This window comes from Streptacidiphilus albus JL83, assembly GCF_000744705.1.
In the GTDB taxonomy this organism is placed as follows: Bacteria; Actinomycetota; Actinomycetes; order Streptomycetales; family Streptomycetaceae; genus Streptacidiphilus; species Streptacidiphilus albus.
The window spans coordinates 3,429,362-3,453,559 of the sequence record NZ_JQML01000001.1; the positions used below are offsets into that span (position 1 = coordinate 3,429,362).

Genomic DNA, 24,198 nt, shown 5'->3' on the forward strand with positions numbered 1-24,198 from the left:
CGGAATACCGTCAGGTAACGGCACGCAGTTGTCCAGCCCCTGTTCACACTCCCGTCACTCTGCTCGTGCGTACTGTCATCAACTTGTCCGAACAAGTACCGCCGGACAGGCAGCCCGAAGGCCCGAGCCTTCCGGCCCTCCTTCAGACGCCTTTAATCAGGAGCCATCGTGACCTCCTCCCGTACCCGGGCCGCCGCCCTCACCGGCTGCCTGGTGGCCGCAGCGCTCACCCTCAGCGCTTGTGGCTCCGCGACTTCGTCCAAGACTGCTTCCACCGGCGGCGGCAGCAGCGCCAACGCCGCCACCGCCACCTCCGCCGCCCAGTTCGGCGGCATGGACGCCCTGGTGGCTGCGGCCAAGAAGGAGGGGACGCTGAACGTGATCACCCTCCCCAGCAACTGGGCCAACTACGGCGCGATCATGGCCGCGTTCACCCAGAAGTACGGGATCAAGATCAGCGACGAGAACCCCGAGGGCTCCAGCCAGGACGAGATCAACGCGGTCACCACCCGCAAGGGCCAGAACCGCGCCCCCGACGTGCTCGACCTCGGTGGCGCCTTCGCCCTGAGCGGTGCCGCCCAGGGTCTGTTCGCCCCCTACAAGGTCGCCACCTTCTCCGACATCCCGGCCGGCCAGGCCGACCCGAACGGGCTCTGGACCAACGACTACGGCGGCTACATCTCCATCGGCTGCAACGCCACGAAGATCGCGGTCTGCCCGAAGACCTTCGCCGACCTGCTCAAGCCCGAGTACAAGGGCGAGGTGGCCCTGAACGGTGACCCGACGCAGGCCAACGCGGCCTTCTCCGGCGTCTTCGCCGCGGCGCTGTCCAACGGCGGTTCGCTGAGCAACATCACCCCGGGTCTCGCCTACTTCACCAAGCTGAAGAAGGCCGGCAACTTCAACCCGGTCCAGGCGACCCAGGCCACCGTCGAGTCGGGCGAGACCCCGATCACCGTCGACTGGGACTACCTGAGCGCCGGCTACGCCTCCGCGTTCAAGTCCAAGGGCATCAACTGGCAGGTCAGCGTCCCCTCGGACGGCGTCTACGCCTCGTACTACAACCAGGCCATCAACAAGTGGGCGCCGCACCCGGCCGCTGCCCGCCTGTGGGAGGAGTTCCTCTACAGCACCCAGGGCCAGAACCTCTTCCTCCAGGGCTTCGCCCGCCCGGTCGAGTTCGCCGCCATGCAGTCCGCCGGCACCCTGGACTCGGCCGCCGCCGCGCTCCTGCCGACGGTGAGTGGCACGGCGACCTTCCCGACCCAGGCCCAGATCACGTCCGCCAAGGCGACTGTCGCCTCCGGCTGGGCCGCGGCCATCGCGGGGTGAGCACCATCGACCCCACCACCCCCACCGGGGTAGCCGGGGCCGTCCCCTCCCGCCGCCGCCTGCGCAGCTCGCTGCGCAAGGCGGCGGCGGGGCGGGCCGCCGTCCTGCCCCTGATCATCTTCGTCGCCGTGGCTTTCGGCCTCCCCGCCGTCGCCATGGCCTACGGTGCGTTCACCAGCTACGCACCCGGCCAGCCCAGCAGCTACACCATGGGCAATGTGAGCGCCTCGCTGGAGGGCGGCTACCTGACCGCGCTCCTCGGCAGCGTCAAGCTGTCCGCGACCGCCGCGCTGGTCGCGACCGTCTTCGGGCTGCTGCTCGCCCAGGCGATCGTCACCTCCCGGTTCGAGATGCTGCGCCACGTCGTGCTCAGCGCCTCCGGGGTGCTCGCCAACTTCGGCGGCGTCCCGCTGGCCTTCGCCTTCGTCGCCACCCTCGGCAACGCCGGCGTGCTGACCACCCGGCTGCACCTGGCCCAGGCGGGCTGGAGCCTCTACAGCTTCTGGGGCCTGACCCTGGTCTACCTGTACTTCCTGATCCCGCTGATGGTGCTGACGGTCATCCCCTCACTGGACGGCCTGCGCCGCCAGTGGCGCGAGGCCGCGCAGAACAACGGCGCCGGGGTCTGGCAGTACTGGCGCTACGTGGCCCTGCCGGTGCTGACGCCCTCGCTGCTCGGCGGCTTCGTGCTGCTCTTCGGCTCGGCCTTCGCCGCCTACGCCACCGCCGCCGCGATGGTCGGCGCCTCGGTGCCGCTGATCACGCTGCAGATCGCCGACGCGCTCAACGGCAACGTCTCCGCCAGTGCCAGCAACGTCGCCCTGGCGATGAGCCTGGACATGGTCGTCATCTCGGTGCTGGTCATGGCCCTGTACATACCCCTGCAACGCCGGAGTGCCCGATGGCTGGTGTGAGCACCCTCGACCCGACCGCGGGCCTGTCCCGCGCGAAGGCCCCCGCCCGCAAGCGCGAGGGCCGGCCGCGCCTCGGACGCGGCGCGGTGATGCTGATCGCCGCGGTCTACTTCATCGGCCCGATCCTGTGCTCGTTCATCTTCACGGTGGACGACCCGGTGAAGGGCTTCACCCTCAGCGCCTACAGCCAGATCTTCAGCGTCAGCGGCCTCTGGCCGGCGCTGCAGCTCTCGCTGCTGCTGGCGCTCGCCACCATCGTGGTGGTCTTCCTGCTGCTGATCCCGACCGTGATCGCGATCCGGCTCGGCAGCCCCCGGCTGCGCTCGGTGGTCGAGTTCGTCTGCATGCTGCCGCTGGTGGTGCCCTCCATCGCACTGACCTCGGGCATCAACATCCTGCTCCGCTGGGGCAGCGACAACCTGCAGACCACGCCCTTCTGGGACACCCTGGTCTTCATCCAGAACGCCAGCTTCCCGATCATCCTGGTGCTGGCCTACGTGGTGATGGCGCTGCCGCTGGCCTTCCGCACCCTGGACGCCGGGATGCGCGCGCTGGACGTCCGCACCCTGCTGGAGGCCGCGCAGAACAACGGCGCCAGCCGCACCCGGGCCATCTTCACCGTCGTGCTGCCCAACCTGCGCGGCGCGATGGTCAACGCCGGGATGCTCACCCTGGCCCTGGTCCTCGGCGAGTTCACCGTCTCCTCGATCCTCGGCTACGAGCCCTTCTCGGTCTGGATCGTCAACGGCAACTCGGCCGGCGACGGCCCGGTCACCACCGCCGTCTCCATCACCAGCCTGGTCCTGACCTGGGTCGTGCTGCTCGCCCTGTCCGCCACCGGCCGCCGCAAGGCCGCCTCCGCCCCCACCGCCTAGGGAGCCACCCCCATGTCGAACGCGGCCCCCACCGTCGCCACCGCCACCGCACCCGTCACCGGGACCAGCGCCACCGTCGAGTTCCGGCAGCTGCGCCGCAGCTTCGGCGCGACCACCGCGCTGGACGGCCTGGACCTCACCGTCCAGCCGGGCGAGCTGCTCGCCCTGCTCGGCCCCTCGGGCTGCGGCAAGACCACCGCGCTGCGGATGCTCGCCGGCTTCGAGACCCCCGACTCCGGCGAGGTGCTGCTGGACGGCGAGTCCATCCTGGGCGTGCCGGCGCACCGGCGCGACGCCGGCATGGTGTTCCAGTCCTACAGCCTCTTCCCGCACCTCAACGCCCGCGACAACGTGGCCTTCGGGATGCGGATGCGCGGCGTAGCCACCGCCGAGCGCCGCAAGCAGGCCGACGAGATGCTGGAGCTGGTCGGTCTGCCCGAGCACGGCGACCGCTACACCCACCAGCTCTCCGGCGGCCAGCAGCAGCGGATCGCGCTGGCCCGCGCCCTCGCGCTGCGCCCCCGGGTGCTGCTGCTGGACGAGCCGCTCTCGGCGCTGGACGCCAAGGTCCGGCTGAACCTCCGCGAGGAGATCCGCCGGCTCCAGCAGGAGCTGGGGATCACCACCCTGTTCGTCACCCACGACCAGGAGGAGGCCCTGTCGATGGCCGACCGGGTCGCGGTCATGCGCGGTGGCCGGCTGGAGCAGATCGCCACCCCCGCCGAGCTCTACGCCCGTCCCGCCACCGCGTTCGTGGCCGAGTTCGTCGGCACCATGAACCGCATCCCCGGCCGGATCGGCGCCGAGCCGGACCAGGTCGAGGTGCTCGGCCAGCGACTCCCGGTGGACGGCCACCCGGTCGCGCTCAACACCGACGTCGACGTCCTGGTGCGCCCGGAGAACCTGCTGCTCGAAGCCGGCGACGGCGGAGCCGTGGTCACCGGTACCACCTTCCTCGGCGCGGTCACCCGGCTCACCGTCCGGCTGGACGACGGCTCCGTGCTCAAGGCCGACCTCTCCACCCACGAGGCCGCCGCGCTCCCGGCCGGCAGCAGCGTCACGGTTCGGCTGCCCGAGCGCCCGGTGCTGGTCGACGCCCGTACTGTGGCCTGAGCGACCGTCACCCGTTCGGCGGACATCGAGCCTGACCGGCCGTCACCCACGCGGGCGGCAGCCCCGTGGACGAAAGCTCGGCGGACGACAGCTCGGCGGACGACAACCGAACAACCGTCATCGAGCCCGGCACCGAAACCCGGGGCTCGACCCCGGGGCCGCGAACCACGGCCCCACCACCAGCGCGACCCCGGCAGCCGCCGGGACCGCGCCCCGACAGAGAGCAGCGCCCCGTGCCCACCCGCACCGCCGCCACACCCCGTACCCTGCAGGCCGTCCTCTTCGACATGGACGGCACCCTCGTGGATACGGAGGACCTGTGGCGGCACGCGGTGGAACGCGAGGCCGACCTCCTGGGCCTGATGCTCGGCCCCGAGGACCAGTCGGACATCCTCGGCCGTCCGGTCGAGCACACCGCCGCCCACCTGCACCGCCGCAGCGGCACCGCCCGCAGCCTGGCCTCCCTGGTCACCGCGCTGGACCGGCGTTTCGCCGCGCTGGTCGAGGACCAGGTCGTCCCGCTGCCCGGCGCGCTGGAACTGCTGGACGCCGTCCAGGCCGCCGGGATCCGCACCGCACTGGTGTCGGCCTCGCCCCGGAACGTCGTCGACATCGTGCTGGAGGCGCTCGGACGCCGCCGCTTCAGCGTCTCCTTCGCCGCCGGGGAGACCCCGGCGACCAAGCCCGCGCCCGACCCCTACCTGGCCGCCGTCGCGGCGCTGGGGCTGAGCGCGGACTCCTGTGTCGCGGTCGAGGACACCCCCGTCGGCATCGCCTCGGCCGAGGCCGCGGGCTGCGCCGTGGTGGCCGTCCCCTCCGCCGTGACGATCACCCCCGCGCCCGCCCGGGCCGTGGTCGGCAGCCTGCTCGACGTGGACCTTCCGCTGCTCCACGCCCTGGTCGCGAACCGGTAGCGTCGGCTCCCATGCCCTACGTGTTCCTGACCCTCGCCATCGCCAGCGAGATATGCGCGACCATCTCGATGAAGTTCTGCGAGGGCTTCACCCGGCTGCTGCCGAGCATCGTCGTGGTGCTCGGCTACCTCGTCTCCTTCGCCCTGTTCAGCCAGGCGCTGAAGCACATGTCGGTGAGCACGGCCTACGCGATCTGGTCCGGCGCGGGCACCGCCGTGGTGGCCGCGATCGGCTTCAGCTTCCTCGGCGAGGACGTGAACCTGCTGAAGGTGGGCGGCATCGTGCTGATCATCGCCGGCGTGGTGGCGCTCAACCTGGGCGGCGCCTCGCACTGAGCGCCGGGGCGGGCAGCGCCGGGCGCCGGACGGGCGCCGCGTCGGCCTCGCCCCAGTGGCCCCTTCCATGCACACCTGTCCGCTGGCCATACTGCTGTCCCGTGACCCTGCACGGATCCCACGACACCCTGGCCGGCGTCGCCGCGGCCGGACCCAACGCCCACGCCGTACCGGAGGCCCGGTCCACCGGGGACCCTGACGGCCCGTCGGGGAACAACCGGTCGGCGACCCCGACCACCCTCGACGGCAGCGCGCTGACCGCCGCCGGCGCCGCCGCCCTGGCCCGCCGCTCCGTCCGGGCCGAGGTCGACCCGGCCGCCCGGGCCCGGATGCTGCGGGCCCGCGCGGTCGCCGAGCAGGTCGTGGCCGGACGCCGGGTCTACGGGCACACCACCGGCGTCGGCGCCAACCGCACCACCGACCTCGCCGGGCCGGACGCCGACGGCCACGGGATGCGGCTGCTGCGCAGCCACAGCGGCGGCGTCGGCGCCCCGGTCCCGGCCGAGCAGACCCGGGCGATGCTGGCGGTCCGGCTGAACCAGATCCTCGGCGCGGGCTCGGCGGTCTCGGCCGCCGTGGCCGACCGGCTGGCCGAGGCCCTCGGCTCCGGCCATGTGCCACTGGTCCACGCACTGGGCTCGGTCGGCACCGCCGACCTCTCCGCCCTCGCCGAGCTGGGGCTGACCCTGGCTGGCGAACTGCCCTGGCGCCAGGGCGAGGGCGAGGGCCCGGCCCCGGCGGCCATCGCCCTGGACACCTGGGACGCCCTGCCGCTGATGTCGAGCAGCGCGCTGACCATAGGTCAGACCGCGCTCGCCCACACCGACACGGCCGCCCTGCTGGACCTCGTCCCGATGATCGCGGCGCTGTCGCTGACGGCGGTGCGGGGCTCGACCGAGCCGTATGCGGCGGTGGTCCACAGCCGCCGCCCGCACCGGGGCGCGGTCCGCACCGCCGGCCGGATGCGCTCCCTGCTCGAACCCGTCGGCTGGACGCCCGCCCTGGTCCAGGACCCCTTCGGCTTCCGCTGCCTGCCCCAGGTCCACGGCGCGGCCCTGGACGCGCTGGACGCCCTGGGCGGCGTGCTGGACGTGGAGCTGAACGCGGCGGCGGAGAACCCGCTGCTCTCACTGGACCCGGCCGACTACCACCACCACGGCGGCTTCCACCAGGCCTCGCTGGCGCTGGCGCTGGACCAGGCGCGACTGGCCGTGCTGGGCACCGCCCAGCTGTCCACCGCCCGGCTCGGCGTGCTGGCGGCGCCGTCCTTCACCGGTCTGCCCGCGTTCCTCGCCGAGGACGCCGAGGGCAGCAGCGGCATCATGATCGTCGAATATGCGGCGGCCTCCGCCCTGGCCGAACTCCGGGGCGCGGCGCAGCCGGTGACGCTGGGCCATGCGGTGCTCTCGCGCGGCGTGGAGGAGCACGCCAGCTTCGCGGCCACCGGGGCCCGGCGGCTGACCGAGTCCGTGGGCCACCTCCGGCTGGTCCTGGCCTGCGAACTGCTGGCCGCCGTCCGCGCCCTGCGGATGCAGCGCCGCGCGCCCGCCGACCGGCCGTCCGAGCTCGGACGCTTCCAGCGGGCCGCCGAGCGGGTCCTGGACCCGGGCACCGCCGACCGGAAGCTCACCGCCGACGTCGAGGCGGCGACGGCGCTGCTAGACCGCTGGGCGGCCGGGCGGCGCTGAGCGGGACCGAGCGACGACCGGTCGCGTCGGTGGCCCGGCAAGCCGAGGGGCGCCCCTGGAAGGGGGCGCCCCTCGGGCCCGGCCGGTGCCGGGCCGGAACTACGGCAGGTTGCGGGCCATGACGATCCGCTGGACCTGGTTGGTGCCCTCGTAGATCTGGGTGATCTTGGCGTCGCGCATCATCCGCTCCACCGGGTAGTCGCGGGTGTAGCCGTAGCCGCCCAGCAGCTGGACCGCGTCGGTGGTGATCTCCATGGCGGCGTCGGAGGCGAAGCACTTGGCCGCCGCACCGAAGAAGGTCAGGTCGCTGTCGCCGCGCTCGGAGCGGGCCGCCGCCGCGTAGGTGAGCTGGCGGGCCGCCTCCAGCTTCATCGCCATGTCGGCGAGCATGAACTGGACGCCCTGGAACTCGGCGATGGCCTTGCCGAACTGCTTGCGCTCCTTGACGTAGCCGGAGGCGTAGTCGAGCGCGCCCTGGGCGATGCCGAGCGCCTGCGCGGCGATGGTGATCCGGGTGTGGTCGAGGGTCTTCATCGCGGTGGAGAAGCCGGTGCCCTCGGCGCCGATCATCCGGTCGGCCGGGATCCGGACATTGTCGAAGTAGACCTCGCGGGTCGGCGAGCCCTTGATCCCGAGCTTCTTCTCGGGCGCTCCGAAGGAGACGCCCTCGTCGCCCTTCTCGACCACGAAGGCCGAGATCCCCTTGCTGCGCTTCTCCGGGTCGGTGACCGCCATCACCGTGTAGAACTCGCTGACACCGGCGTTGGTGATCCACCGCTTGACGCCGTTGAGCACCCAGAAGTCGCCGTCGCGCACCGCGCGGGTCTTCATCCCGGCGGCGTCGGAGCCGGCGTCGGGCTCGGACAGGCAGTAGGAGAACATGCCCTCGCCGCGCGCCAGCGCGCCCAGGTACTTCTGCTTGAGCTCCTCGGAGCCCGAGAGCGCGACCGGCAGCGAGCCGAGCTTGTTGACGGCGGGGATCAGCGAGGAGGAGGCGCAGACCCGGGCGACCTCCTCGATGACGATCACGGTCGCCAGCGCGTCGGCGCCCGCGCCGCCGTACTGCTCGGCCACATGGACCGCGTGCAGGTCGTTGGCCAGCAGCGCGTCGAGGGCCTCCTGCGGGAACCTGGCCTGCTCGTCCACCTCGGCCGCGAACGGGGCGATCTTCGCCTCGGCGAGCGAGCGGACCGCGTCGCGGAGCATCTCGTGCTCCTCGGAGATCCGGAAAAGGTCGAAGTCTGCGGAACCGCTGGACGCCACGTGGCTCACCCCATACTGATTAACTACCGTTAAGTAACTTTTCTGATACCACTGAATTCTAGGGCTTCCGGGCGGTCGGCACCTGCGTGACGTGCGCAACAGGTCCGGCCCGCGCGAGCGTACGATCACAGGGCCCGCCCGAGCCGCTCGCACCCGAGCGGCCCAGACCCAAGGATGCGACGCCGTGAAGATCACCGTCATCGGTACCGGCTACCTCGGGACCACCCACGCCGCCTGCATGGCCGAGCTCGGCTTCGAGGTGCTGGGCCTCGACATCCTGCCCGAGCGGGTCGAGGCCCTGTCCGCCGGCCGGGTGCCGATGTACGAGCCGGGCCTGGAGGCGCTGCTGCGCAAGCACCTGGTGGGACAGCCGGGCTCCACCGGACGGCTGCGGTTCACCAGCTCCTGGGCCGAGGTCGGCGCCTTCGGCGACGTCCACTTCGTCTGCGTCAACACCCCGCAGCGGCGCGGCGAGTTCGCCTGCGACATGTCCTACGTGGAGAGCGCCTTCGACCTGCTCGCCCCGCATCTGCAGCGGTCGGCGGAGCAGCCGCCGGCGCTGGTGGTCGGCAAGTCGACGGTCCCGGTCGGCAGCGCGGAGCGGCTGGCCGAGCGGCTGGCCGAGCGCGTCCCCGCCGGGGCGCGGGTGGAGGTGGCCTGGAACCCGGAGTTCCTCCGCGAGGGCTTCGCCGTCAACGACACCCTGAACCCCGACCGGCTGGTCGTCGGCGTCCGGAGCGAGCAGGCCGAGGCGGTGCTGCGCGAGGTCTACGCCGGGCTGCTGGAACGCGGGACACCGATGGTGGTGACCGACTTCCCGACCGCCGAGCTGGTGAAGACGGCGGCGAACTCGTTCCTGGCCACCAAGATCTCCTTCATCAACGCCATGGCCGAGGTCTGCGAGGCCTCCGGCGCGGACGTGGTCCAGCTCTCCGGCGCGCTCGCCTACGACGCCCGGATCGGCGGCAAGTTCCTCAATGCCGGGCTCGGCTTCGGCGGCGGCTGCCTGCCCAAGGACATCCGGGCGTTCATGGCCCGCGCCGGGGAGCTGGGCGCCGACCAGGCGCTGACCTTCCTCCGCGAGGTCGACTCGATCAACATGCGCCGCCGCTCGCGGATGGTGGAACTGGCCCGCGAGCAGTGCGGCGGCGGCTTCCTCGGCCGCCGGATCGCGGTCCTCGGCGCGGCCTTCAAGCCGGACTCGGACGATGTCCGGGACTCCCCGGCGCTCAACGTCGCCGGGCAGATCCAGCTCCAGGGCGGCCAGGTCACCGTCTTCGACCCCAAGGCCGTGGACAACGCCCGCAAGCTGTTCCCCTCGCTCGGCTACGCCGACTCCGTCCTGGAGGCCGCCGAGGGCGCCCATGTGGTGCTGCATCTGACGGAGTGGCAGGAGTTCCGGGAGATGGACCCGCACGCCCTGGCCGAGGTCGTCTCCGAGCGCCGGATCCTGGACGGCCGCAATGTGCTCGACCCGCAGCGCTGGCGCGCGGCCGGCTGGACCTACCGCGCCCTGGGCCGCCCCAGCTGAACGGGGCGGGCCCAGGGCCCGGGCTGCGGCTGTCAGCCGGTGTAGCCGGCGAACAGCTTGGAGAACTCGTACGGCGTCTGGGCGACGTCGGTGCAGTCGGACAGCGAGCCGGTGCAGGCGTTGGCGTCGCGGCCGACCTCCCAGAAGCCGAGCGAGGCGAGGTGCTTCTGCTCGGCGAAGGTGATCAGCTGCGAGGCGTCCGAGAGGCCGAAGACCTCGTCCGAGGAGTCGTTCTGGCCGATCATCGGGGTGACCCCGACCATCGCGTAGGCCTGGGCGTCGGTCAGGCTCGGCCAGACCGACTTGACCTGGGCCTCGGTGGCCTCCGCCGAGTCGATCGCGTAGGTGCCCATCTGCCCGGACGGGTTGGGCGCCGTGCTGTCGCCGAAGTCCATCGCCATCACATTGACGTCGGAGACGGTGACCCCCGCCGCCGCCGCGGACTGGAGCACGTAGAGGCCGTCCGAGGTGAGCCCGCTGGGCAGCACCGGCAGGGTGAACGACACCTGGAGGTTGCGGCCCTTGGCCCGCTGGGCGGCCTGGACCGCCGCGATGGCGGCCGAGCGGCGGTCGATCGAGGCGTGGTCGGTGACCGCGCTGCCCTCGATGTCGAAGTCGATCCAGTCGAGCCCGTACTCGTTGACCACCTGCTGGTACTGGGCGGTGAGGCTGGGCACGTCGGTGCAGGACTGGGCCAGCTCGGTGCCGTTCTCGCCGCCGAAGGAGACCCGGACGTCGCCGCCGGCCGCCTTGACCGCCGCGATGTCGGCGGCGTCCCAGCCGGTCGAGGTGTTGTAGTCGCCGAACCAGCTGGCGGTGCAGGGGGTGCTGCCGTTGACGATGAAGGCCAGCGAGAGCTGCTTGAGCCCGCTCGCGGCGACGATGCCCGGCAGGCTGGGCGTCGGGTAGGCGCCCATGTCGACGTACGGGGCGGCCACCCCGGGCGCCGTGCCGCTGCCCGCGACCGCGGTCACCGCGGCGGAGGGGGCGGAGACGTTGCCGGCCTCGTCGAAGGCGGTGACGGTGAAGGTGTGGCTGCTCCCGCCGAGCAGCCCGGTGATGTTCGCCCTGGTGCCGGTCGAGGTGGCGACGACCGAGCCGCCCTCGTCGATGTCGTAGCCGGTGACCCCGACATTGTCGGTGGAGGCGGTCCAGGACAGGGCGATGCTGCCGGGTCCGGTGCCGGTGACGGCGAGTCCGGTCGGCGCGGTCGGCGGGGTGGTGTCGGCCGGCTCGCCCTGGCACGGCAGGTTGTTGATGGTGCAGCTCTGCGGCGCGGTCTGGGTCGCGCCGGAGGAGATGTCCAGGCCGACGACATCGGCGGAGGCCCCGGGGGCCAGCGCGGAGGCCCAGCTCGGCGAGGTGATGGTGTAGGTGCTGCCGGAGTGGCTGAGCGTGCCGTTCCAGGCGCTGGTGACCGCTTCGCCCGTGGGGAGGGTGAAGGTCAGCGACCAGGAGTTGACGGTCTGGTTGCTGTTGTTGGTGACCGCGTAGTTGCCCTGGAATCCGCTGGACCAGGTCTGGCTGATGCTGAAGTTCGCCATCAGCCCGGTCAGCCCGCCGGTGGTGGCGTGCGCGGCGGCGGGGACGAGCAGGGGGGCCGCGGCCAGTGCGGCGGCCGTGGCGACATGCAAGGTGACGCGCCTCATGGGCGTGTTCTCCTGGGCCTGAGGGCAGCGCGAAGCTCGCGCCGCCGGGGAACATGTGGGGGTGTGCGCCGCGGCCCCCTTACAGTGGTCCAGACCAATGTCCGACGTCAAGGAAATCGTGGACATGGCAATGAGGGGGTTCCGGGTTGGCCGGAAACCGCCCCTGCCCCGCCGGTCGCGGCGGAATCAGCCGGGCGGGGATGCGGTTGAACCCATGGGCAGGATCGGGCGGCAACCGGAGGAGCGACAGGATGTACGGCGACGCAGAGACCATCCGCAGGATCCTCACCGGGACCGGTGACACCTGGGCCGTCGTCGGACTGTCCGGCAACCAGCGGCGGGCGGCGTACGGCGTGGCCCAGGTGCTGCAGCGCTACGGCAAGCGGATCGTGCCGGTGCACCCCAAGGCCGAGACCGTGCTCGGCGAGCAGGGCTACCCCTCGCTCGCGGCGATCCCGTTCCCGGTGGACGTGGTGGACGTCTTCGTCCGCAGCGACCTGGCCGGTCCGGTCGCCGACGAGGCCGTGGCGATCGGCGCCAAGGCCGTCTGGTTCCAGCTCGGCGTCATCGACGAGGCGGCGTACGAGCGCACCCGGGGCGCCGGGGCGGACATGGTGATGGACCGCTGCCCGGCGATCGAGATCCCCCGGCTCGGTTGATCCAGCGACCCTGCTGATCCACTGACGGGCACTGGGGCCGCCGGTAGGCTGGGCGCCATGCGGCTCGACAGCGTCAGCCAGCGCTACGGACTGCGCGGCCCCTGGATCCTGCGGGACGTCAGCCTGACCGTGCCCGAAGGCAGCCTGGTCCGGGTCCAGGGCGGCAACGGCAGCGGCAAGTCCACGCTGCTCCGGCTGGTCGCGGCGGTCTGCGAGCCGACCCGCGGCCGGGTCCGCGAGCGCCCCGCGCGGCGCGCGTACGTGCCCGAGCGCTTCCCCGCGGCACTGCCGTTCACCGCCCACGGCTACCTCTGCCACCTCGGCCGGATCCACGGGCTGCGCGGCTCCGAGCCCGCGCGCCGGGCGGACGCCGCGCTGGAGCGCTTCGGCGCGGCGGCCTTCGCCCACCGGCAGCTCCGCGAGCTCTCCAAGGGCACCTGCCAGAAGGTGGCGGTCGCCCAGGCCCTCCTCGGCGAGCCGGAACTGCTGGTCCTGGACGAGGCCTGGACCGGCCTCGACGCCGGGGCCCGCGCCGCGCTCGACGACGCGGTCGGCGAACGGCTGGACGCCGGCTGCACGGTGGTCTTCGTCGACCACGACCCGGCCCGGCTCGCCGGACTCCCGAACCTGCACTGGCTGGTGGGCGCCGGCCGGGTCCGCGAGCCGGACCTCGCCCGCACCGGCCCGGACCTCCCCTGCCGCATCGTCCTCAGCGGGCGACCGGGCGGGGCGAAGGGGCTGGACGGACTCGCCGGCGTGCTGGCCGTCGCCGAACTCGGCGACGACCGGGTCCGGTTGACCGCCGCCGCCGGGAGCAGCGACGACCTGCTGCGAACGCTGCTGGCCGACCCGGCCGTCCATGTGGAGTCGGTCCGATGAGCCCGTTGATCCGCTACCAGCTGGCGCTGCTGCTGCGTTCGCAGCGCTGGCTGCCGCCGGTGCTGCTGTTCGTGCTGCTGATCGTCCTCGGCAGCTTCGGCGGCCAGCAGTACGGCGACTCGCTGGGCTGGTGCGCGGGGATGCTGGTACCGGCCTGCGCCTGGCTCACCCGGACCGTCCTGACCGGCGAACCCGAGCCGGCGCGCGCCTGCGTCGCGGCGGCGAGCGGGCCCCATCGGGCGCACCTCGCCCCGCTGACGGCGGCCCTGGCCGTCAACTCGGTGCTGGCACTGGCCGGTGGCGTGTTCGAGTGGCTGGCGAGCAGCCCGCCGGTGGGCGTCGCCCATCCGCCGCTGGCCGAGATAGCCGGGCACGGCGCCCTCTCGGTGCTGGTCGGCCTGCTGGCCGGAACCGCGCTCGGGGCGCTCTGCGCGCCCCCGGTGCTGCGCCGCCCGGCCGCCGCGGTGCTGACCCTGTCCGGGGCCTCGCTGGCGCTGCTGGTCGCTCCGGTCTCGCCGGTGAACATGGCCGTCCGCGACGTCTTCACCTCCGGCTCGCGGAACGCCGCCACCACCGCCCCGCTGCTGCCGCTGCTCGCCGCAGCCGTACTGCTGGCGCTGGCCTGGACGGTGGCGGTGCACGCGGCGGGTCGCGCGGCGGGCCGCACCGCCGGCGAGTAGCCGACTCCCCCGCCCTTGCAGCCCACAGTCCGCGGCCCGCACGCGAACTGACGGTTCGTCCACGATGGGCCGTGGACTCCTGACACGAGCACGACTACTGTCGACGAACAGGTCTTCAGATACATAGATGGCGTTCTTCTATGTGAACTCACTGGAACCGTCCCCCACGCAGGAGCCCCCATGTCCGTGAAGCACCGCACCTCCGCCGGGCGCCGCCGACTGGCCCTCGGCACCGCCCTCGCCGCCGGTCTCGTCCTCACCGCCGGCGGCCTGAGCGCCGCCATGGCGGCCGGCGCCCCGGCCGCCGCCCGCACCGGCACGGGCCGCAGCCCGGCGGCCCCCGAGCACAGCACGCCCTCCGGCAGCCCCACGGCCACCCCCACCGCCGCACCCGCTGCCTGGACCGGCCAGTTCACCGGCTTCGCCGACAGCACCTGGGCGAAGTCCTGGGGCGAGACCTCCACCGGCGCCTGGGGCTTCACCGACGCCAAGGCCGTCACCGACGCGACCGCCCCGGGCAACGGCTCGGCGCTGGAGCTGACCTACGGGGCCGGCTCCTCCGCGAACTCCTGCAGCGACTGCCCCAACCCCGGCGGCGCGCAGTTCTACACCAGCCTCGCCTCGCTCGGGCTGTCCAAGCTCGCCGACGGCACCACCCTGGACCTCAAGTACCACGTCAAGTTCCCGGCCGGGTACGACTGGGGCCTCGCCGGGAAGCTTCCCGGCCTGTACGGCGGGACCATCGGCCAGGAGTCCGGCGGCAACCACGGCAAGGGCTGGTCCACCCGCTACATGTGGCGCGGTGCCAACGGCGTCCCCGACAACGGCGAGGTCTACCTCTACACCCCGACCAACTCCGGCCCGACCGGCTACGGCGTGGACGAGGGGCTCGGCGACTGGAAGTGGATCGCCGACGGCAACTGGCACACCGTCGAGCAGCTGGTGAACCGCAGCAACGGCGACGTCACGGTCTGGTTCGACGGGGTGAAGGTCGCCCAGCTGAACGGGATCGCCACCGGCATCGGCTCGATCCCGTTCAGCGGCGTGCTCTTCTCCACCTTCTACGGCGGCCACGACACCACCTGGGGCCCGAAGACCACCACCCACTCGTTCTTCTCGGACTTCTCGCTCTCGCCGACGGTCCAGCACTGAGCGCGTCGGCGGTTAGCGGGACGCGGACCAGACCCGCTCGCCGCCGACGAAGGTCTGCTCGACCCGGGTCTCGGCGATCGCCGACTCGGGCCCGTCGAAGGGGTCGCGATCCAGCACCACCAGGTCGGCCAGCGCGCCGACCCGGACCGTACCGGTGTCGTCCAGGTGGTTCACCCGCGCCGAACCCGCCGTGTACGCGGCCAGCGCGGTGCCCAGGTCGAGCCGCTGCTCGGGCAGGAAGACCCTGCGGCCGGCCTCGCCGTGGCCGACCCGGTTGACCGCGACATGGATCCCGGCCAGCGGGTCCGGGCTGCTCACCGGCCAGTCGCTGCCGGCCGCCAGCTCCGCCCCGGCCCGCAGCAGGTCGCCGAACGGGTACTGGCGGTCCGCCAGCCCCTCGCCCAGGAACGGGATGGTCAGCTCGTCCATCTGCGGCTCGTGCGAGGCCCACAGCGGCTGGAGGTTGGCGATCGCGCCGAGCCGGGCGAAGCGGGGGACGTCGTCCGGGTGGACCACCTGGAGATGGGCCAGGTGGTGCCGGGTGTCGCGGAAGCCGTTGGCGTGGCGGGCGGCCTCCACCGCGTCCAGCGCCTCGCGGACGGCGCGGTCGCCCAGAGCGTGGAAGTGCACCTGGAAGCCGAGCGCGTCCAGCTCGGTGACATACCCCTGCAGCGCCTGCGGGTCGACGAAGCTGAGGCCGCTGTTGGCGGTCGCACAGCCGCAGGAGTCCAGGTAGGGGGCGGTCATCGCGGCGGTGAAGTTCTCGGTGATGCCGTCCTGCATGATCTTCACCGAGTCGGCCCGGAAGCGGCCGCGGGCCAGCCTCGCCCGGCGCTCGACCAGCTCCGGGATCTGCTCGGCGCCGCGTCCCCGGTCCCACCAGAGCGCGCCGTTGACCCGGGCGGTGAGGGTGCCGGCCGTGGCGGCGGCGGTGTAGGCGTCGGAGGGGTCCGGCTGGCCGTTGAAGACTCCGAGGAGGGCGTCCTGCCAGGCGGTGATGCCGAGCGAGTGCAGCAGTTCCTGCGCCCGGAGCAGCCCGGCCAGCCGCTCGGCCGGAGTGGTCTCCGGGACCAGCCGGGCGACCAGGCCGGTCGCCCCCTCCTGGAGCATGCCGCTGGGGCCGCCGTCGGCCTCGCGCTCGATCCGGCCGTCGACCGGGTCGGCGGTGGCCGCGGTGAGCCCGGCCAGCTCCAGCGCCCGGGAGTTGGCCCAGGCGCCGTGGTGGTCGCGGTTGAGCAGGTACACCGGTCGGTCGGCGACGACCGCGTCGATCAGCTGCCGGGTCGGCGCGCCGCCGGGGAAGCTCTCCATCGACCAGCCGCTGCCGGTGATCCACTCCCGCTCGGGGTGCGCCTCGGCGAAGGCCCGGATCCGGCGCTGGTACTCGGCCGGGTCGGTGGTGCCGGTCAGGTCGCACTCGCCCAGCTCGACGCCGCCGTAGACGGCGTGGACATGGGCGTCCTGGAAACCGGGCAGCAGCAGCCTTCCGGCCAGGTCCACCACCTCCGTCCCCGGGCCGACCAGCTCCCGCACCTCGTCGTGGCCGACGGCGGTGATCCGCTCGCCGGTCACCGCGACCGAGGTCGCCCGGCTGCGGGCGCCGTCGGCGGTGAACACCGGGCCGCCGGTGAAGACCAGGTCGGCGTGGGTCATGGGGTACTCCTCAGTCGGTGCGGGTGCGGGTGCGGGTGGGTGCGGGGCGCGGATGGCGTTCAGGCGGAGACGGGGGTGTCGGCCTCGGTGGCGAGCAGGTCGGGGGCGTCGGCGTCGGTCGCCCGGCCGCCGGCGAAGTAGTCCGACTTCCGGACCCACTTGGCCCAGGCCGCGACCGCGACCCCGGACAGGACCATCAGCGCCGGGACTGAGAGCTGGAACCAGCCGTTGGCCGCGTCCACCGCGAAGTGGTCGGTCGAGCGGTAGAAGCTCCAGCACATGTAGCCGCCGAGGCCGAGCAGCACCGCCGCGCTCAGCGCCGGGACCACCACCGCCCGCACCCCCTCCCAGGGGGCGCTGCGCAGCAGGCCCCGGAAGCGGGTGGCGGCGGCCAGCGCGGTCAGCGCGTAGTACAGCGCGACCACGATGCCGATGGCGTTGACCGCGGCCCCGATCAGGTCACTGACCTTGGGGATGGCCAGCGAGAGCAGGGCGACCACGGCGGCGATGGCGCCGAGCAGCAGCGTGCCGGCGGCCGGGGTGCGGTACTTCGGGTGGATCCTGGTCCAGACCGGGCCGAGGGTGCGGTCGCGGCCCATCGCGAACATCCCGCGCACCGTGGGGATCACCCCGGACTGGAGCGAGGCGACGGCGGAGAAGGTCAGCGCGATCAGCGGCAGCGCGGCCAGCGGCTGGTGCGCCAGCTGGGCGCCGAAGTAGGTCAGTCCCTGGGCACCGTTGTCGGCCAGCTGCTGCACGGACAGCACCCGCTGGAAGGAGACGCTGCCGAGCAGGAAGAGACCCAGCATGGTGAAGAGCGCGATGGTGCCGCCGCGCGAGGCGTCGCGCGGGTCGCGGACCTCCTCGCTGACGCTGAAGGCGGCGTCGAAGCCCCAGTAGCAGAAGACCGCCAGCACCATGCCCTGCGCCAGCGCCGAGAAGGAGGGGATGGTGAAGGGGTTGAACCAGTCCAGGCTGAACGGGTGGGTGCCGGCGAACAGGCCGTAGCCGCAGAAGCCCAGCAGCACCAGGTACTCGAAGGCCAGCAGGTAGCGCTGGACCCTGGCGGCGACGTCGACGCCGACCACGGCGGCCAGGGTGACCGCGACCAGCACCAGCAGCCCGAGCAGGGTGGTCTGCAGGGTCGAGTCCGGATCGAGGGCCAGCCCGGCGACGCTGGTGAGGTGAGCCTCGGCGAGCAGTTGGAGGACGGCCGAGCCGGTGACGGTGGTGGTGTAGGCGAGGAAGACGACGGTGCCGACGATGTTGACCCAGCCGGACAGGAAGCCCAGCCACGGGCTGATCGAGCGCCCCACCCAGACGTAGCTGTTGCCGCAGTTGGGCTCGACCCGGTTCAGCCGACCGTACGCCCCGGCGATGCCGATGATCGGCAGGAAGGCCAGCAGCATGATGATCGGCAGGTGCAGCCCGACCACTCCGGCCAGCAGCCCCATCCCGATGCCGATGCTGGTGGTGGCCGCCGTGCTGGATGCGGCGATGACCACGCCGTCGACGACCCCGAGGGATCTGCGCATCTCTTCTGCCATGGGACCACCGCTTTGGCTCGTCGTGCTGGGAGCGCCATGAAAACCCGGACGGCCGCAACAGGTCAATGCCGTTGACATAAGGTGTCGCCATGGCAGACCGACTCCCCGCCGAGGGCTCCCACCGGCGCAGACGTCCCACCAAGCTGGGCACAGTGCTCTCCGCCGGGCTGATCGTGGAGACCGCGCTGCGGCTGATCCGGGAGCACGGCGCGAGCGCGCTGACCGTGCGCAGGCTCGGGGCCGCGCTCGGCGCGGACCCCAGTGCGCTCTACCGCTACTTCCGCAACACCGACGAACTGCTGCTGGCCGTCGCCGACGAGCTGATCGGCCAGGTCTGGGTCGGCTGGGCGGCCAGTGGCGACTGGCGGGCCGACCTGCGCGACCTCGGCCTGCGGATGCACGCGGCCTTCCTGGCCCACCCGCAGGCGGCCGTGCTCACCGCCCACCGGACCACCGGCGGCCCGCACGAGACCCACGCCATCGAGACCATCATCGGCGTGCTGCGCGGCGCCGGGTTCCCCGATCCGGCGGCGGTCGCGCTCTACCACGGCTTCGTCGACCTGGGCCTGTCGCAGGCGGCCCTGGACGCCGCCCACCTGGCGCTGCCGGCGGAGGCCAGGGAGGCGGAGCGGCGGGTGTGGCAGCGCACCTACACGTCCATGCCGGCCGGGACCCATCCGCACCTCGCGGCCACCGGCACGCTGCTGCGCAACGAGATGGGCCGCAGCGCCTACCCCCAGCTTCTGGAGCTGTTCCTCGACGCTGCGGCCATACGCCTTCCACGGAAGGCCGGGTGACGGGTGCTCAGGCCTGCTCGGCCGCTCCGTCCAACTGCTCGATGGTGGCGATCGACGGGGCGGTGCCGCGCAACTGCCCGGCGACGCCCTCGGCTTCGCGCAGCACCCGGACCGCATTGCTCCAGGTCAGCTTGGAGAGATCGGCCTCCGACCAGCCCCGGCCGAGGAGTTCGGCGATCAGGTTGGGGTAGCCGGAGACGTCCTCCAGGCCCTGCGGGGTGAACGCGGTCCCGTCGTAGTCGCCGCCGATGCCGATGTGGTCGACGCCGGCCACCTCGCGCAGGTGGTCGAGGTGGTCGGCCACGGTGGAGACGGTGGCCATCGGGCGCGGGTGGGCGGCCTCGTAGGCCCGCTGGACCACCATCGCCTCCGGCGTGGTGTCCAGTGCGTGGAAGCCGTTGGCCTCCATGTTGGCGTCGGCGGCCGCGGTCCAGTCGATGGCCTCGGGCAGGATGAACTTGGGCACGAAGGTCGCCATGGCGACCCCGCCGTTGGCGGCCAGGCTCTCCAGCACGTCGTCCGGGATGTTGCGGACGTGGTCGCAGACCGCCCGCGCGGAGGAGTGCGAGAAGATCACCGGCGCGGTGGTGACCCGGAGCGCGTCCCGCATGGTGTCCGGGGACACGTGCGAGAGGTCCACCAGCATCCCCAGCCGGTTCATCTCCCGGACGACCTCCTCGCCGAAGCGGGTCAGCCCGCCGGCCACCGGCTTGTCCGTGGCGGAGTCCGCCCAGGGCAGGTTGTCGTTGTGGGTCAGCGTCATGTACCGCACGCCCAGGGCGTGGAGGGAGCGCAGGGTGGCCAGCGAGCTGTTGATCGACTGCCCGCCCTCGGCGCCCATCAGCGAGGCGATCCGGCCCTGGCCCCGGGCGATCTCCATGTCGTCCGCGGTGAACGCCAGCCGCAGGTCCTCCGGGTAGCGGGCGGCCAGCGCCCGGACGCAGTCCATCTGCTCCAGGGTCGCGCTGACTGCCCGGTCCCCGGCGTAGCCGGAGGGCACGTAGACCGACCAGAACTGAGCGCCGACCCCGCCGGCCCGCAGCCGGGCCAGGTCGGTGTGCAGCTGCGCCCGCTGGTCCTCGGCCAGGTCCAGCCGGTCCAGGTCGTAGTCGACCTGCATCCGCAGCGCCCAGGGCAGGTCGTTGTGACCGTCCACCACCGGGTAGCGCGCGAGCAGCGCCCGGGCCCGGTCCAGCAGGTCGGCCGCCGGGGCTTGGTACGCCACCGCGCTCAGCTCCCGAAGCCGAAGGAGCGGCCGCTGCTGACCTTGGCCCGCAGCTTCTTGCCCTTGGTGGTGGCCTGGTTGTTCAGCTCCTGCTGGAAGTCCCGCATCCGCTCGGCCAGGTCCTGGTCGAACGCGGCCAGCTGGCGCACCGCCAGCAGCCCCGCGTTGCGGGCCCCGCCGATGGAGACCGTGGCGACCGGGACCCCGGCCGGCATCTGCACGATCGACAGCAGCGAGTCCATGCCGTCCAGGTACTTCAGCGGCACCGGCACGCCGATCACCGGCAGGGTGGTGACCGAGGCCAGCATCCCGGGCAGGTGCGCGGCGCCGCCGGCGCCCGCGATCAGCGCCTTGAGCCCGCGCCCGGCGGCGGCATCGCCGTAGGCGATCATCTCGCGCGCCATCCGGTGCGCGGAGAGGACGTCGACCTCGTAGGGGACCTCGAACTCGTCGAGGGCCTGCGCGGCGGCCTCCATCACCGGCCAGTCGGAGTCGGATCCCATGACGATGCCGACCAGCGGCTGCTCACTCATTCGCTGTTTCCCTCTGTCGTTCTCTGGCGTTCTGGATCTCTGACGTGCTGCCCGGGACGTCCGACCGGCGAGGGCTACTCGGTGATGTCGCCGCGCAGATAGGCGGCGGCGTGCCGGGCCCGCTCCCGCACATCGTCCAGATCGTCCCCGAACACGGTGACGTGGCCCACCTTACGGCCGGGCTTCACGTCCTTCCCGTACATGTGCACCCGCAGCCCCGGATCCCGGGCCATGCAGTGGAGGTAGGCGTGGTACATGTCCGGGTAGTCGCCGCCCAGGACGTTCACCATCACGGTCCAGCGGGCGCGCGGGCGCGGGTCGCCCAGGGGCAGGTCCAGCACCGCGCGCAGGTGGTTCTCGAACTGCGAGGTGACCGCGCCGTCGATGGACCAGTGGCCGGAGTTGTGCGGGCGCATCGCCAGCTCGTTGACCAGGATCCGGCCGTCGCGGGTCTCGAACAGCTCGACCGCGAGATGGCCGGTGATGTCCAGCTCCCCGGCGATCCGCAGGGCCAGTGCCTGCGCCTCGGCCGCGAGGTCGGCGCCCAGGTCCGGCGCGGGCGCGGTCACCTCGTGGCAGATGCCGTTCTTCTGCAGCGACTCGACCACCGGGTAGGCCACGGCCTGCCCGTGCGGGGAGCGCACGACGTCCGCCGCGAGCTCCCGGACGAAGTCGACCTTCTCCTCGGCGAGGACCGGGACGCCCGCCCGGAACGGCTCGGCGGCCTCGGCCTCGTTCCGGACCACCCACACGCCCTTGCCGTCGTAGCCGCCGCGGGTGGTCTTCAGCACCACCGGCCAGCCCTCCGGGCCCTCGGCGGCGAACGCGGCCACGTCGGCCGGGTCGGCGACCAGCCGGTGCCGGGGGCAGGGCACGCCCAGCGCGTCCAGTCGGGCCCGCATCAGGCCCTTGTCCTGCGCGTACATCAGCGCGTCCGGGTCGGGCCGGACCGCGACGCCCTCGGCCTGGAGCGTCCGCAGGTGGTCGAGCGGGACGTGCTCGTGGTCGAAGGTGACCACCTCGCAGCCGGCGGCGAACCGCCGCAGGGTGTCGAGATCCCGGTAGTCGCCGAGGACGACGTCGTTCACCACCAGGGAGGCCGAATCCTGCGGGGTGTCCGCGAGGAGCCTCGTCCTGATGCCGAGCGGGATGGCCGCCTGGTGCGCCATGCGGGCGAGCTGCCCGCCTCCGATGATGCCGACTACTGGAAAAGTCACACCTGCAGGATATCGGGCCGCGCGGGCAGGTATCTGCGCAGGTGGTCCCCGAGTCCCTGCTTCCGCAGGTGCGCTCGGACACTTCCCCTTACCCTGGTCCGGAGAGGGGCAACCAGTCACGGAGTAATTGTGAGTCGGATGAGATACGCCCCTCGGCCCACGAACGAGGGCGCATGCAGGGATAGCATGTCCACCGCTCCCTATGAGCCATCAGAGAGACGGACCCACATGACCCCCACTGCCAAAGCACCTTCGACCGGCATCATCGGCCGCCTGGGCCAGGAGATCGCCAAGTTCGGTGCTGTCGGGATAATCGGCGTGGTCGTCCAGTTCGCGTCCCTGTCGGTACTGATCGACATGATGCCGCACGCGGTCGTTCGCGCGAACATCATCGCCACGTTGCTCGCCATTCTGGTCAACTACATCGGCTACCGGTACTGGGTCTACCGGGACACCGACTCCAAGACCCGGGCGCACGAGATCACCCTTTTCCTGATCTTCAGCGGAATCGGCCTGGTGGTCCAGAACGGCGTGCTCTACGCCCTCACCTACGGGCTGGACCTGCACACCAAGCTGGAGGTCATGGCCTGCAGCTTCATCGGCATCGGCGTCGCCACGCTGTTCCGCTTCTGGGCCTACCGGACCTGGGTCTTCAGTGCCCCGGCCGGCGCGGTCGAGGAGGCCGAGCAGATCCTCGCCACCAACACCGAGACCCCGGAGTCAGGCCCCGCCGCGTCCCCCGCCGCCGCCCCGGCGAAGGCCCCGACCGAGCCGCGCGTGCCCTCCCGCCGCGCCTGACCGGTCCCCCGGCTTCGAGCCGCACCGCCCAGAGGGCGGTGCGGCTCTTCTGTTACTGGTCCCCGACCTTGCGGCCCGGGGCTCCCGCTACCGGTCCTCGACCTTGCGGCCCGGGGCTCCCGCTACCGGTCCTCGACCTTGCGGCCGAGACTTCCCCTCACTGGTCCTCGACCTTGCGGCCGAGACTTCCCCTCACTGGTCCTCGACCTTGCGGCCGAGGAACAACGCGAACACCGGCGGCCGCTGCGACAGCAGGTCGAGTCGGCCGCCGTCCGCCTCGGCGAGGTCGCGGGCGACGGCGAGGCCGATGCCGGTGGAGTTGTGGCCGCTGACCGCGCGCTCGAAGACCCGGGCGCCCAGCTCGCTGGGGACGCCGACGCCCTCGTCCTGGACCTCCAGGACCGCCGAGGTGCCGCGCACCCGGGTCCGGATGGTGACCGAGCCGTCGCCGTGCATCAGCGAGTTCTCGATCAGCGCGGCCAGCACCTGGGCGACCGCGCCGGGCGTGCCGATGGCCTGGATGCCGGGCGGGCCCTCCAGGTACAGGGTGCGGTCGTAGCGGCGCAGCGCCGGGCGCCACTCCTCGACCTGCTGCTTGATCACGTCGTCCAGGTCGAAGGTGACCGCCGAGGCGTTGCGGGCCTCGCGGCTGTTGGTGAGCAGCCGCTGGACGACGTCGGTCAGCCGCTCGACCTGGGTCAGCGCGATCGCGGCCTCCTCCTTGACGGTGTCCAGGTCATCGGTCTCGACGATCTCCTCCAGCCGCATGGACAGCGCGGTCAGCGGGGTCCGCAGCTGGTGCGAGGCGTCGGCGGCGAGCCGGCGCTCGGCGGTGAGCATCCGGCCGATCCGGTCCGCGCTGGCGTCCAGCACCTCGGCGACCCGGTCGAGCTCGACGATGCCGTAGCGGCGCTGCCGGGGCCGGGGGTCGCCGGAGCCGAGCCGTTCGGCGGTCTCGGCGAGGTCGACCAGCGGCTGGGCCAGCCGCCGGGACTGCCAGACGGCGAGCGACATGGCCGCGACCACGGTGAGCACCGCCACCAGGCCGAGCAGCAGCAGCATGTTGCGGATCTCGCGGTCCAGCGGCTCGCGCGACTGCTGGACCAGGACCTGCTCGCCGTGGGCGCCGGTCTCCCGCGCGGTGATCGGGTCGTCGCCGGCCGGGCGGCTGCCCAGGGTGATCGGGGCCTGTCCGGGGACGGTGACCACGGCGTAGCGCTGGGCGTTCTGGCTGGCCAGCCCGGACAGCGCCTCGGCGTCGATGGGCTCGTCGGCGACCAGCCGGTTCTCCACCACCCCGATCAGGTGCAGTGCCTCGGTGGTGACCTGGGAGTGGGCGTTGCTGTCGATGCTGCGGGTCTCGACCACCCCCAGCGGCACGCTGAACAGGGCGATCACCACCAGCACCACAGCCAGGGTGGACGTGATGAGCCGGCGCTTCACT

At 72.6% G+C, this 24,198-nt stretch carries 22 protein-coding genes; 14 read left to right on the forward strand and 8 right to left on the reverse strand.

Annotated elements, in window-relative coordinates; genetic code table 11:
- The first annotated feature begins 168 nt into the window (after positions 1-168).
- The 7 genes from BS75_RS14700 to BS75_RS14730 all read left to right on the forward strand — a co-directional run bounded on the left by BS75_RS14700 (position 169) and on the right by BS75_RS14730 (position 7,171).
- The gene (locus tag BS75_RS14700) at positions 169-1,332 is read left to right on the forward strand and encodes an ABC transporter substrate-binding protein (RefSeq protein ID WP_034088546.1); all 1,164 of its coding nucleotides are present in this window, start codon (positions 169-171) and stop codon (positions 1,330-1,332) included.
- Positions 1,333-1,337: 5 nt separating this feature from the next.
- The gene (locus BS75_RS14705; protein WP_034093064.1) at positions 1,338-2,246 is read left to right on the forward strand and encodes an ABC transporter permease; all 909 of its coding nucleotides are present in this window, start codon (positions 1,338-1,340) and stop codon (positions 2,244-2,246) included.
- Entirely contained in the window at positions 2,234-3,121 is an 888-nt protein-coding gene (locus tag BS75_RS14710; protein WP_081982325.1) for an ABC transporter permease, read from the forward strand. The genes BS75_RS14705 and BS75_RS14710 overlap by 13 nt, the downstream gene beginning before the upstream one ends.
- A gap of 12 nt (positions 3,122-3,133) precedes the next feature.
- Positions 3,134-4,234: an ABC transporter ATP-binding protein gene (locus BS75_RS14715; protein WP_034088547.1), complete on the forward strand. Its 1,101-nt coding sequence runs from the start codon at positions 3,134-3,136 to the stop codon at positions 4,232-4,234.
- 233 nt (positions 4,235-4,467) lie between these two features.
- Entirely contained in the window at positions 4,468-5,148 is a 681-nt protein-coding gene (locus BS75_RS14720) for an HAD family hydrolase (protein ID WP_231607775.1), read from the forward strand.
- Positions 5,149-5,159: 11 nt separating this feature from the next.
- The gene (locus BS75_RS14725; RefSeq protein WP_034088548.1) at positions 5,160-5,483 is read left to right on the forward strand and encodes a DMT family transporter; all 324 of its coding nucleotides are present in this window, start codon (positions 5,160-5,162) and stop codon (positions 5,481-5,483) included.
- A gap of 101 nt (positions 5,484-5,584) precedes the next feature.
- A complete protein-coding gene (locus tag BS75_RS14730) occupies positions 5,585-7,171 on the forward strand; it encodes an aromatic amino acid ammonia-lyase (protein ID WP_231607776.1) in 1,587 nt (528 codons plus the stop codon).
- 99 nt (positions 7,172-7,270) lie between these two features.
- Here BS75_RS14730 and BS75_RS14735 read toward each other — a convergent pair whose 3' ends face one another.
- Positions 7,271-8,434 carry an acyl-CoA dehydrogenase family protein gene (locus BS75_RS14735; protein WP_034088549.1) on the reverse strand — a complete coding sequence of 388 codons (1,164 nt, stop codon included), beginning with the start codon at positions 8,432-8,434 and terminating at the stop codon, positions 7,271-7,273.
- A gap of 184 nt (positions 8,435-8,618) precedes the next feature.
- Here BS75_RS14735 and BS75_RS14740 point away from each other — a divergent pair, with 184 nt between their 5' ends.
- Positions 8,619-9,965: a UDP-glucose dehydrogenase family protein gene (locus BS75_RS14740; protein WP_034088550.1), complete on the forward strand. Its 1,347-nt coding sequence runs from the start codon at positions 8,619-8,621 to the stop codon at positions 9,963-9,965.
- A gap of 32 nt (positions 9,966-9,997) precedes the next feature.
- On the opposite strand, the gene BS75_RS14745 is transcribed toward BS75_RS14740, so the two are convergent.
- The gene (locus BS75_RS14745; RefSeq protein WP_034088551.1) at positions 9,998-11,614 is read right to left on the reverse strand and encodes a cellulose binding domain-containing protein; all 1,617 of its coding nucleotides are present in this window, start codon (positions 11,612-11,614) and stop codon (positions 9,998-10,000) included.
- Between the two features lie 251 nt (positions 11,615-11,865).
- Between BS75_RS14745 and BS75_RS14750 the strand changes: the two genes are divergently transcribed.
- The 4 genes from BS75_RS14750 (at position 11,866) to BS75_RS49305 (ending at position 14,984) form a co-directional block, all read left to right on the forward strand.
- Positions 11,866-12,273 carry a CoA-binding protein gene (locus BS75_RS14750; RefSeq protein ID WP_034088552.1) on the forward strand — a complete coding sequence of 136 codons (408 nt, stop codon included), beginning with the start codon at positions 11,866-11,868 and terminating at the stop codon, positions 12,271-12,273.
- A 57-nt stretch (positions 12,274-12,330) separates the two neighbouring features.
- Positions 12,331-13,152: an ATP-binding cassette domain-containing protein gene (locus BS75_RS14755; RefSeq protein WP_034088553.1), complete on the forward strand. Its 822-nt coding sequence runs from the start codon at positions 12,331-12,333 to the stop codon at positions 13,150-13,152.
- Positions 13,149-13,832 (forward strand): hypothetical protein, encoded by a 684-nt coding sequence (locus tag BS75_RS14760; RefSeq protein WP_034088554.1) that lies wholly within the window; start codon positions 13,149-13,151, stop codon positions 13,830-13,832. The genes BS75_RS14755 and BS75_RS14760 overlap by 4 nt, the downstream gene beginning before the upstream one ends.
- A 180-nt stretch (positions 13,833-14,012) precedes the next feature.
- Positions 14,013-14,984 carry a polysaccharide lyase gene (locus BS75_RS49305; protein ID WP_197091940.1) on the forward strand — a complete coding sequence of 324 codons (972 nt, stop codon included), beginning with the start codon at positions 14,013-14,015 and terminating at the stop codon, positions 14,982-14,984.
- A 12-nt stretch (positions 14,985-14,996) separates the two neighbouring features.
- On the opposite strand, the gene BS75_RS14770 is transcribed toward BS75_RS49305, so the two are convergent.
- Entirely contained in the window at positions 14,997-16,637 is a 1,641-nt protein-coding gene (locus BS75_RS14770; protein WP_034088555.1) for an amidohydrolase, read from the reverse strand.
- 59 nt (positions 16,638-16,696) lie between these two features.
- Complete coding sequence (locus BS75_RS14775) at positions 16,697-18,172, reverse strand: APC family permease (protein ID WP_231607777.1); 1,476 nt, start codon at positions 18,170-18,172, stop codon at positions 16,697-16,699.
- A 101-nt stretch (positions 18,173-18,273) separates the two neighbouring features.
- Here BS75_RS14775 and BS75_RS14780 point away from each other — a divergent pair, with 101 nt between their 5' ends.
- Positions 18,274-18,981 carry a TetR/AcrR family transcriptional regulator gene (locus tag BS75_RS14780; RefSeq protein ID WP_034088557.1) on the forward strand — a complete coding sequence of 236 codons (708 nt, stop codon included), beginning with the start codon at positions 18,274-18,276 and terminating at the stop codon, positions 18,979-18,981.
- 7 nt (positions 18,982-18,988) lie between these two features.
- On the opposite strand, the gene BS75_RS14785 is transcribed toward BS75_RS14780, so the two are convergent.
- The 3 genes from BS75_RS14785 to BS75_RS14795 all read right to left on the reverse strand — a co-directional run bounded on the left by BS75_RS14785 (position 18,989) and on the right by BS75_RS14795 (position 21,956).
- Positions 18,989-20,206: a dipeptidase gene (locus tag BS75_RS14785; RefSeq protein ID WP_034088558.1), complete on the reverse strand. Its 1,218-nt coding sequence runs from the start codon at positions 20,204-20,206 to the stop codon at positions 18,989-18,991.
- Positions 20,207-20,211: 5 nt separating this feature from the next.
- A complete protein-coding gene (gene purE / locus BS75_RS14790) occupies positions 20,212-20,739 on the reverse strand; it encodes a 5-(carboxyamino)imidazole ribonucleotide mutase (protein WP_034088559.1) in 528 nt (175 codons plus the stop codon).
- Between the two features lie 74 nt (positions 20,740-20,813).
- Positions 20,814-21,956, reverse strand: a complete 1,143-nt coding sequence (locus BS75_RS14795; protein WP_034088560.1) for a 5-(carboxyamino)imidazole ribonucleotide synthase — start codon at positions 21,954-21,956, stop codon at positions 20,814-20,816.
- 228 nt (positions 21,957-22,184) lie between these two features.
- Here BS75_RS14795 and BS75_RS14800 point away from each other — a divergent pair, with 228 nt between their 5' ends.
- Positions 22,185-22,754 carry a GtrA family protein gene (locus tag BS75_RS14800; RefSeq protein ID WP_042439055.1) on the forward strand — a complete coding sequence of 190 codons (570 nt, stop codon included), beginning with the start codon at positions 22,185-22,187 and terminating at the stop codon, positions 22,752-22,754.
- A 192-nt stretch (positions 22,755-22,946) separates the two neighbouring features.
- Here the strand turns inward: BS75_RS14800 and BS75_RS14805 are convergent, their stop codons facing one another.
- Entirely contained in the window at positions 22,947-24,197 is a 1,251-nt protein-coding gene (locus tag BS75_RS14805; RefSeq protein ID WP_034088561.1) for an ATP-binding protein, read from the reverse strand.
- Between the last annotated feature and the right edge of the window lies 1 nt (position 24,198).